The organism is Streptomyces spongiae, from assembly GCF_009377185.1.
Taxonomy (GTDB): Bacteria; Actinomycetota; Actinomycetes; order Streptomycetales; family Streptomycetaceae; genus Streptomyces; species Streptomyces spongiae.
This window is the reverse complement of sequence record NZ_VJZC01000066.1, coordinates 21,281-30,115: the sequence shown is the minus strand read 5'-3', so window position 1 is coordinate 30,115 and position 8,835 is coordinate 21,281. Positions and strand designations below refer to the sequence as shown.

The 8,835-nt window shown below is 70.8% G+C and carries 11 protein-coding genes; 8 read left to right on the top strand and 3 right to left on the bottom strand.

The genetic code is table 11. The features are described 5' to 3' along the window. Positions 1-208, top strand: a 208-nt coding sequence (locus tag FNH08_RS12745) for a response regulator transcription factor (RefSeq protein ID WP_194238469.1), incomplete at its 5' end; no start/stop codon positions are given. Between the two features lie 2 nt (positions 209-210). On the opposite strand, the gene FNH08_RS12740 is transcribed toward FNH08_RS12745, so the two are convergent. Then, complete coding sequence (locus FNH08_RS12740) at positions 211-987, bottom strand: LysR substrate-binding domain-containing protein (RefSeq protein ID WP_322724363.1); 777 nt, start codon at positions 985-987, stop codon at positions 211-213. 74 nt (positions 988-1,061) lie between these two features. On the opposite strand from FNH08_RS12740, the gene FNH08_RS12735 reads away from it, so the two are divergent. Next, complete coding sequence (locus FNH08_RS12735; protein ID WP_152771584.1) at positions 1,062-1,466, top strand: DUF5997 family protein; 405 nt, start codon at positions 1,062-1,064, stop codon at positions 1,464-1,466. Between the two features lie 33 nt (positions 1,467-1,499). On the opposite strand, the gene FNH08_RS12730 is transcribed toward FNH08_RS12735, so the two are convergent. Next, positions 1,500-2,099 carry a DUF998 domain-containing protein gene (locus FNH08_RS12730; RefSeq protein WP_152771583.1) on the bottom strand — a complete coding sequence of 200 codons (600 nt, stop codon included), beginning with the start codon at positions 2,097-2,099 and terminating at the stop codon, positions 1,500-1,502. A gap of 157 nt (positions 2,100-2,256) precedes the next feature. On the opposite strand from FNH08_RS12730, the gene FNH08_RS50700 reads away from it, so the two are divergent. Next, a complete protein-coding gene (locus FNH08_RS50700; RefSeq protein WP_322724360.1) occupies positions 2,257-2,427 on the top strand; it encodes a hypothetical protein in 171 nt (56 codons plus the stop codon). A gap of 72 nt (positions 2,428-2,499) precedes the next feature. Here the strand turns inward: FNH08_RS50700 and FNH08_RS12725 are convergent, their stop codons facing one another. Further along, positions 2,500-3,090, bottom strand: a complete 591-nt coding sequence (locus FNH08_RS12725; protein ID WP_152771582.1) for a TetR/AcrR family transcriptional regulator — start codon at positions 3,088-3,090, stop codon at positions 2,500-2,502. 101 nt (positions 3,091-3,191) lie between these two features. On the opposite strand from FNH08_RS12725, the gene FNH08_RS12720 reads away from it, so the two are divergent. From FNH08_RS12720 to FNH08_RS12700, 5 genes are all read left to right on the top strand, one after another. Next, positions 3,192-3,548: a tautomerase family protein gene (locus FNH08_RS12720; protein WP_152771581.1), complete on the top strand. Its 357-nt coding sequence runs from the start codon at positions 3,192-3,194 to the stop codon at positions 3,546-3,548. Continuing rightward, positions 3,541-4,551, top strand: a complete 1,011-nt coding sequence (locus tag FNH08_RS12715) for a zinc-dependent alcohol dehydrogenase (protein ID WP_152771580.1) — start codon at positions 3,541-3,543, stop codon at positions 4,549-4,551. The genes FNH08_RS12720 and FNH08_RS12715 overlap by 8 nt, the downstream gene beginning before the upstream one ends. A gap of 217 nt (positions 4,552-4,768) precedes the next feature. Next, entirely contained in the window at positions 4,769-6,553 is a 1,785-nt protein-coding gene (gene acnA, locus FNH08_RS12710) for an aconitate hydratase (RefSeq protein WP_228034074.1), read from the top strand. A 121-nt stretch (positions 6,554-6,674) separates the two neighbouring features. After that, positions 6,675-7,364 (top strand): GAF and ANTAR domain-containing protein, encoded by a 690-nt coding sequence (locus FNH08_RS12705; protein ID WP_152771579.1) that lies wholly within the window; start codon positions 6,675-6,677, stop codon positions 7,362-7,364. A 350-nt stretch (positions 7,365-7,714) separates the two neighbouring features. Then, positions 7,715-8,794: a glutamate--cysteine ligase gene (locus FNH08_RS12700; protein ID WP_152771578.1), complete on the top strand. Its 1,080-nt coding sequence runs from the start codon at positions 7,715-7,717 to the stop codon at positions 8,792-8,794. The last annotated feature ends 41 nt before the right edge of the window (positions 8,795-8,835 follow it).

Below are 8,835 nucleotides of genomic sequence, written 5' to 3'. Positions count from 1 at the left end.
GCTGCACACTCTCAGCGACCGCGAACGCGAAGTCCTGATCGCCATCGGCCAGGGCTGGACCAACTCCGAGATCGCCGAGCGGCTCGTCCTCACCGAGTCCACCGTCAAGAAGCACGTCGGACGGGTGCTCGCCAAGATCGGGGCGCGCGACCGCATCCAAGCCGTGATCACGGCCTACGACGCCGGGCTGGTCAGAGCCAAGCCATGACCTCACCTCTGGCGCGGCCTCCCGCGCCTGCCGCCTCTGGAACCGCCGGAGCCGCCGGAGCCGCCCCCGGTCTTCTTGGTCTTCTTGCCGCTCGTGTTCCCCGGCCCGGGCTTCCGCCGTGCGCGGTCCGCGTCGGGGCGACCCCGCTCCGGCTGTGCCGTGGCCGCGGTGCGTCCCCGCGTGCTGTTGACCGTCCGGCCCCGGACGATTCCGATGAAGTCCTCGACCAGGTCGGTCGTCGCGTCCTCGGGCCATGACAGTGCGACGCTCGACTGCGGCGCGTCCACCAGCGGCCGGTACGTGAGATCCCTGCGGTGGTGCAGGCGGGCCAGCGACTGGGGAACGACGAGGAGGCCCACGCCTGCCGCCACGAGTTCGATGGCGTCGGCCGTCGTGGCGGGGCGTTCGAGGGCGGGGCGCCCCGGCAGTTCGTCCCAGCCGAGGACGTCGTCGAGCGGGTGGAACACGACGTCGTCGGCGATGTCCTCGGCCGACACCTCGTCCACCGCGGTCGCGAGGTGCTCCTTGGGGAGAACGACCACCGTGGTCTCGGTGTAGAGGGGGATCGCGCTGAAGGTCGTACGGTCGACCGGCAACCGCAGCAGCGCCGCATCGGCGCCCTCGCTCCGCAACACCTCGGCCGCTTCCGCGGCCGGCACGGGGACGAGGGTCAAGGGGACGTCGGGCAGGCGCTCGTTCCAGATCCGGACCCACTTGGCGGGTGTCGCTCCCGGGACATACGCGAGCCGGAACGAAGGGGCTGCTTCCGAACCTGTCACCCGGCCAGGTTACCGGTCGCAGGCAGACCGCTCGCAGTCCCGGGGGGTCGTACACGGCGGATAGTCTGGACACCATGAAGTCGCATCAGAGCACCCAGACGATGAAGCCCGCGACCGCGGCGAAGAAGCTGGGTGTGTACCTCGAGGCCACCCCGGCCGAGTTCCAGACCGGTGTCGTCTCCCGCGCCGAGTTGAACGAGTTCCAGGCCGATCCGCCCGAGTGGCTGCGGGAGCTCCGGCGCAACGGCCCCCATCCGCGTCCGGTGGTCGCGGCGAAACTGGGCGTCTCCATCTCGGGCCTCGCGCGCGGTGGGGTCACGGATCCGCTCACCACCGAGCAGATCGAGACCTTGCTGTCGAACCGGCCCGAGTGGCTGGAGAAGGAGCGCGCCACCCAGGCCGAGGTCCGCAAGGAAGCCGCCCGCATCAAGAAGAAGAAGGCCGAACTCGACGAACGGACAAGCGGGCCGCACGCCTGACCCCCGCTCTCCGACTCGCGGCGCCGGCACCGGTCACGCCAGACGTTCATCGTCATCGGGGTGGAGGAGGCAGGAGGCGACCACCACGAACGGCCACAGGGACTGAACGGACGCCACGACGCGTTCGGCGACACCAGCGGCACCGCGCGCCTGCATCTCGATGACGAACCATGCCGCGCCGACGCCCATCAGTACCGTCGCCGCGAGGGAGGGCACGGGTCGCAGGCCCCACGGTGCGGCGCTACCGCGCTGGGCGGCCAGGATCGGCCACACCGCCAGGAGAGCGAACCCGACCGCGGCGACCGAACCGTGTCGCAAGGAACCCCCGCTGCTCGGCGCCGGGAGCAGTGCCACCGCCAACGCCGCCACCCCGCCACCGCCCAGCGCCACCCGTCCGGCGAGCGCGGCCGCACGCAGCGCCCAGGCGGTGAGCAGGTGGCAGGCGCCCAGGGCGACCAGCGCACCGGTCATCACCCAGAAACCCGCGGCGCCGTAGGCGGCCAGCACGCTGATCGTCTGAGTGACAGGGTCGTAGGCGGGCCCCTCGAGCAGTCCCGCGATCGTCCAACCCGAGGCCAGCAGGACGGGCGCGCATCCGGACGAGAGCAAGGCCCACTTAGGCACAAGTCGCATCAAACCACCGTAAAACACCAGAAGATCCCGCCGTCCCGCACACGCGGGCGACGAGGATCCGATCAGGTCGTGCGCCACCTTCACGTTTCGACCGCCCTCCCGCGGGGAACCCGGTCGGCTCAAGCGAAGAGCGGTTCCGGAAAGAAGATGAGGCGTCGTGAGCACGCACACGGTCGAGAAACTCGTGGTCCGCGAGACCGGCTGGGCCAAGGCCCGCCGTCAGCGCGGAAGGGGCCTGCGCACCTGCCTTCCCGCACTCGAGACCCGGAGCCTTCGCCGCAGGGCGGGAGCCGACGCGGACTCGAACATCGTCAGGGGCGAGGACTGACCGTCCCGATCACTTCGCACACCTTCTCCACCACGACTGTCCTGGCAAGCCGTTCATAGAAGCCCGCCGTACTCACGCCGGACGGTCGAGCGTACCGACGATCAGCGTCTCGAGCTGCCGCGCGACCTGGTCCAGGGGTTGCGCGCTGCGCTTGGCCCGGCACATGGCGGTGGCACCCTCGACCGACGCCACGATGAGGACGGCCAGACCCTCCGCCTGATCGTGGGCCACCCCGCACCCCCGCAGCGACTCGACGAGCAACCGCTCCCAGCCCTCGAACGCCTCGGCGGCGGCGACGAGGGCGGGCGGGATCTCACCTGCCGGCGGTTCCTCGACGGAGACGGCCAGCACGGGGCAGCCGGCGTGGAATTCGCTCTCGACGACGATGCCTCGCCACAGGGCCAGGAAGGCCCGCAGCCCGGCGACCGGGCCCGAGTCCAGCTCCTTGCGCAGGATGCGCGAGACCGCTCCACCCGCGTACCGCACCGCCTCGGTGGCCAGTTGCTGCTTGCCCTCGGGGAAGTAGTGGCAGGTCGAGCCGAGCGGCGCCCTGGCGTGTTTGGCCAACTCCCGGATGCTCGTGGCGTTCAGACCACGCCTGCTGATCATGTCCGCCGCACCGGCCACGATGCGCTCGCGCGACGGCGTGCTGGGTTTGGCCAAGACCGTGCTCCCCTCTGGATATAACGATCGTCATAGTCTACCGTGATCTCCGTTTATAACGACTGCCATAGAGCGTGCATCAACCGATAGGAGACCACGTCATGCCGATGATCCGGCTCACCCTCCCGTCCGGTTCACTGACCGAGGAAAGCCGTAGGACGGTCCAGCGTGAGCTTGCCGCCGTGCTGCTGCGCTGGGAGGGGGCACCGGACACCGCACCCCGCTTCCTCGTGGACGTCACGGTGCCCGAGGGCGCGCTGTCCGAACGCCGCAAGGCCGGACTGGTCGAGGACGCCACCAGGACGGTCCTCGGGGCCGCCGGGCTCCCCCAGGCGGACGCCCTGCGTGTGTGGGTGCTGGTGCACCAACAGCCCGACGGCACCTGGGGTGCCGGAGGCTCCGTCATCCGCTACGCCGACCTCGTGGCCCTGGCGAAGGAGCAGCGGGCCGATGCGTGAACTGACCTACGTCGCGCGGCACACCGTGGAATGGCGCGAGGCACCCGACCCCGTACTCCGGTCCGGCCAGGAGGCGATCGTCGCCCCGGTGGCCGCCACCTCCTGTGACGTGGACTCCTCCATCCTCGCCGGACACGGCTTCCTCGACCCGCCCTTCGCCCTCGGCCACGAATGCGTGGCCCGCGTCGTCGAGACCGGCGACGCGGTGACGTCCGTGGTCCCCGGTGATCTGGTGGTCGTGCCCTGGTCCATCAACTGCGGTACCTGCGCCAACTGCCGTACCGGACTGACCGCGCACTGCACGGCCGTACCGCACATGGCCATGTACGGCGCACCGATCGGCGGCAACTGGGGCGGCCTCTTCTCCGACCTGGTCCGCGTACCGTACGCGGACGCGATGCTCGTACGGCTGCCGGACGGCCTGGACCCCGTCGCCATGGCGTCGGCCAGTGACAACTGGTCCCTGTCCTGGCGACTGGTCGCGCCTCACCTGAAGGACAAGCCGTCAGCCCGCGTCCTGGTCGTCGCCCGTGGCAGCATCGGCCTGTACGTCTGCGACATCGCCCGCGCGCTCGGCGCCTCCGACGTGCTGTACGTCGACCCCGACCCCGAACACCGCAAGCTCGCCGAGGGATACGGCGCCCGCACGGCCGAGTCGGTCGAGCCCGTACGGCACCGCTTCGACCTCGTCGTCGAGGCCACCGGCCGCGTCGACCAGCTCGCCCTCGCCGTCAGGTGCCTCGCCCCGGCAGGCGTCTGCGAATCGGCGGGCAATCACTTCCGGCCCGGCGAACTGCCCCTGCTCGACATGTACCTCACCGGCGTCACCCTGCGCATCGCCCGTGACAACGTCCGGGGCCACATTCCCGACGCCCTCGAACTCGCCCGCTCCGGCAACGTCGACCCCGGCCGGGTCGTCTCCCACGTCCTCGACTGGGAGCAACTCCCGGGGGCACTCCCCGAGAAGCGTCTCAAGCCGGTCTTCGTACGCGCCGACGACTGACCGCGCCCATCGGCAGCCGGGCGGGGCCGAGCCGGCCACACCATCGGCGTGTTCGCAGGGGGGATTCGTAGGATGAGGCTTCGCCGACCCACCACGTGAAGAGCGCAGGAGCGATGTCGCGGCCGAACCTGACCACCTCCATGGCCACCCGACTGGTGGACCTGATGCGTCGCCGCGGTCTCGAAGAGGGCGCCCATGTCACCCCGCCGTCTCCAACATGGCCCCCGAATACGGCGCGACCTGCGTCTACTTCCCCTACGACGACGAGACCGCCGCCTACCCGCGCCTCAGCGGACGGGAAGAGGAACATGTCCGTCTCGTCGACGCCTACCTCTCCGCCCAGGGCCTCAAGCGCACGGACGACCGCCCGGTCCCCCGCTACGACGAGATGCTCGACCTCGATCTCGGTACCGTCGAGCCGAGCGTCGCGGGCCCGAACCTGCCGCACCAGCGGCTGCCGCTGTCCCGGGTCCCGGCTTCGTTCCGGCAGGCCGCGGGCCGCACAACTCCCGGGTCGAGGACGGCCACCGACGCGTTCGGCGAACCGCTGCCCGACGGCCCGGTCGCCATCGCCGCCATCACCAGCTGCACCAACACCGCCAACCCTGCGCTCATCGTGCAGGCGGGCCTGCTCGCCAGGCGGGCCGTCCGGAGGGGGCTGACCGCCAAACCCTGGGTCAAGACCTCGTTCTCCCCCGGCTCACGGGTGGTCGAGGAGTACCTGCGTGAGGCCGGCCTCCTTCCCGCTCTGGAGAAGACCGGCTTCCATATCGTCGGCTTCGGCTGTATGACCTGCATCGGCAACTCCGGCCCCCTGCACCCGGCGATGGAACACCTCGCCGAGGAGGGAACGACGGAGCCGGTCGCCGTCCTGTCCGGCAACCGCAACTTCGCGGGCCGGGTCAACCCGCACGTCTCCCTGTCCTACCTCGCCTCCCCGCCGCTGGTCGTCGCCTACGCCCTGGCCGGCTCGGTCCTGCACGACTTCGGCCAGGAGCCGTTGGGGACCGACCACGACGGCCGCCCCGTCCGCCTCGAGGACCTGTGGCCCTCCGACGAGGAGGTCGCCGCGTGTGTCGCGGAGTTCGTACGGCCGGAGATGTTCCGTGGCAACGCCGCGCGCATCCGGCAGGGCACCCGGGCCTGGCAGGAGATCGAGGCACCCGAAGGCACCCGCTTCCCCTGGGACCCGGAGTCGACGTACGTCCGCCGCCCGCCGCATCTCACACGACTGTCCGCCCACCCGCCGGCCCACCTGAGGATCGACCGGGCCAGGATCCTCCTCCGGCTCGGCGACAACGTCACCACCGACCACATCTCCCCCGCCGGCGCCATCCCCGCCCGCAGCGCGGCCGGACAGTGGCTCACCGAACGCGGGGTCGCCCGCCGCGACCTCAACCAGTACTCCACGCGCCGCAGCAACCACGAGGTCATGCTGCGCGGCGCCTTCACCAACGCCGCCGTCGCCAACCTGCTGCTGGACACCGACACCCACGCCGACGCACAGCCCGGATCCGGCGGCCACGCCCACACGGCCGACGGCACCCACGTTCTGCCCGTTTACCAGGCCGCCGCCACCTACCGGGAGGCGGGCTACGACCTGGTCGTCGTCGCCGGCCGCGACTACGGGGCGGGCTCCAGCCGGGACTGGGCGGCCAAGGCCCAGGCCCTGCTGGGCGTGCACGCGGTCATCGCCGAGTCGTACGAGCGCATCCACCGCAGCAACCTGATCGGCATGGGCGTGCTCCCGCCCCAGTTCGCCGAGGGCGACGACGCGTCGTCGTACCCCTTCGCCCGCGAGGGAGAGCTGTCCTTCGAAGGGCTCGACAGCCTGGGCGTCGGCACCAACCGCGTCACGCTCCACATACGGGGAGCAGAGGGCCGCCGCCGCCATGCCACAGCGGCACTGCGGTTGCGGATCTTCTCCCGACAGGAGCTGGCCTATCTCCGGCACGGGGGCATCCTGCCGTACGTGGTCCGCCGCGCCCTGTCCACGTCATGAGACTCAGTGCCTTGCGATACGAGAGTGCCCGCTTCGAGTAGCAACTGCTCCGCCGCTGTGAGACTCACGTGAAAGGCTGGGTATACGGCTTACCCGGCAGGCACGAGACGCGGAGGGCGGTATGGACTGGGGGCGGTTCGCGCAGGAGCTGGCATCGATGGCGCGGGATCTTCTGGCCCAGGAGTCGGTCGATGCCACGCTGAAACGGATCACCGCCTCCGCCACCGAACTGGTGGAGGGCTGTGACGCGGCCGGCATCCTCATGCTGCACGACCGGAAAGTGGAGACGGTCGCACCCACGAGCCAGCTGGTCACCGACAGTGACCAACTGCAGGAACGGCTGGCAGAGGGGCCGTGCTTCGACGCCGCCCGCAGGTCGCAGGGCGAGCGAGTGTTCCGGATCGCGGACTTCACCCAGGAGCAGCCGTACTGGCCGGCCTACGCCCCGCAGGCCCGCGCGCTGGGCGTGGGCAGCATGATGGGCTTCTTGCTGTTCACGGAGGACGAGGATCTCGGCGCGCTCAACCTGTACTCCCGCGATCCCGGCGCCTTCACGCAGGCCAGCGAGATGGCCGGCTGGATGCTGGCCTCCCACGCCGCGGTCGCCTTCTCCAGCGCCCGCACCCAGGCCCAGCTGGAACAGGCTGTCGCCACCCGCCACGTCATCGGCGAGGCCATGGGGATCCTCATGGGCAGCCGCCGCCTCAGCGAAGAAGAGGCGTTCGACGTCCTGCGCCGGTACTCGCAGAAGAACAACATCAAGCTCCGCGAGGTCGCTCGCCGGGTCTGCGAAGCAGGCAACCTCTCCTGACCTCCGCGGGGCGGCTCCCCCGGCTCGTTGTCCCAACCGAAGGAGCCTGGCCGGGCCAGCCCCCGGGGAACGCCGCTGAGACCTGGCCTGTGCACCAAGTCCCCAGTCCCGCACCACTCACGCATCCGGCGCACGCTGTCGCTGATCCGGGTGGTGGGCGGAACCGTCCGCGCCACAGGCCCAGGGCGGGACAGGATCGCTCATCGCTCCCACCCTGTCGACGGCCTTCTCATGCCGCTGTCGCGTTCCCGCCACACATGCGCTCAGCGCAGAGGGCTACTCGGCACAGCACACAGGCGGGAACGCCGCGCGCGGTTCTCGCCCCGTCCCGGCATCGAGGAAGGGCTCGCATGCGCACTGTCGGAGTCGAGGAGGAGCTCATTCTCGTGGACCCGGACACGGGAGAGCCTCGAGCGGTCTCCGGCGCGGTGCTCGCCCTCACGCCCGGCTCCGGACTGGAACAGGAACTCCAACTCGAGCAGCTGGAGGTCGCGACCCGGCCCAGTTCCGCGATGAGCGAACTGTCCGGGGAGATCAAGCGCTGGCGGGCCGAGGCCGCCCGACGCGCGGCGAAGGTGGGGGCCGTCCCGGTGGCCCTCGCCACGTCCCCGCTGCCCGTGCACCCCTCACTCACTTCCAGTAAGCGTTACCGCTGGATGCGGGAGGAGTTCGCGCTCACCGCGCAGGAACAGCTCACCTGCGGCTGCCACATCCACGTGAGCGTGGAGTCCGACGAAGAAGGTGTGGGAGTACTCGACCGCATACGGCCGTGGCTCGCCCCTCTGATGGCACTGAGCGGCAATTCGCCGTTCTGGCAGGGGCGCGACACGGGGTACAGCAGCTACCGCAGCCGGGTCTGGGGCCGCTGGCCCTCCGCGGGCCCGGTGGAGATCTTCGGCTCCGCCGAGCGGTACCGGCAACAGGTGCGCGCCATGCTCGACACGGGCGCCCTGCTCGACGAGGGCATGATCTACTTCGACGCGCGGCTGTCCCGCCACTATCCGACCGTCGAGGTGCGTGTCGCGGACGTGTGCCTGGAGGCCGAGGACACCGTCCTGCTCGCCATGCTGGTACGGGCTCTGGTGGAGACGGCCGCCGATGAGTGGCGCGCCGGGCAGCCCCCGGACCCCGCCGGGATCGGCCTGCTGCGACTCGCCCTCTGGCGAGCCGGCCGCTCCGGACTCGACGCCCACCTCGTCCAGCCGCTGCTCTGGACACCGGCACCTGCGCAGACGGTGCTGCGCTCGCTGCTCGACCATGCGCGGGAGGCACTGGACGAGGCGGGCGACCTGGAGTCCGCGGAGGGCCACCTCGCGGAGCTGCTGGAGCGAGGGAGCGGGGCACGGCGCCAGCGCGAGGTCTTCAAACGGACCGGCGCGCTCCGTGCGGTCGTCAAGGACTGCGCGACCCGCACGGTGGCCCAGTCCTGAAGGTTCCCCTGCTCAACAGGATGTCGCCTCTCAAGGAACCT

What these genes read in the sequence shown, in the direction of transcription:
- FNH08_RS12730 (WP_152771583.1), bottom strand. Translation starts at nt 2,099, where the DNA reads ATGCGACTTGTGCCTAAGTGGGCCTTGCTCTCGTCCGGATGCGCGCCC.
- acnA (WP_228034074.1), top strand. Translation starts at nt 4,769, where the DNA reads ATGGCCCCCGAATACGGCGCGACCTGCGTCTACTTCCCCTACGACGAC.
- FNH08_RS12700 (WP_152771578.1), top strand. Translation starts at nt 7,715, where the DNA reads ATGCGCACTGTCGGAGTCGAGGAGGAGCTCATTCTCGTGGACCCGGAC.
- FNH08_RS12715 (WP_152771580.1), top strand. Translation starts at nt 3,541, where the DNA reads ATGCGTGAACTGACCTACGTCGCGCGGCACACCGTGGAATGGCGCGAG.
- FNH08_RS12705 (WP_152771579.1), top strand. Translation starts at nt 6,675, where the DNA reads ATGGACTGGGGGCGGTTCGCGCAGGAGCTGGCATCGATGGCGCGGGAT.
- FNH08_RS12735 (WP_152771584.1), top strand. Translation starts at nt 1,062, where the DNA reads ATGAAGTCGCATCAGAGCACCCAGACGATGAAGCCCGCGACCGCGGCG.
- FNH08_RS12720 (WP_152771581.1), top strand. Translation starts at nt 3,192, where the DNA reads ATGCCGATGATCCGGCTCACCCTCCCGTCCGGTTCACTGACCGAGGAA.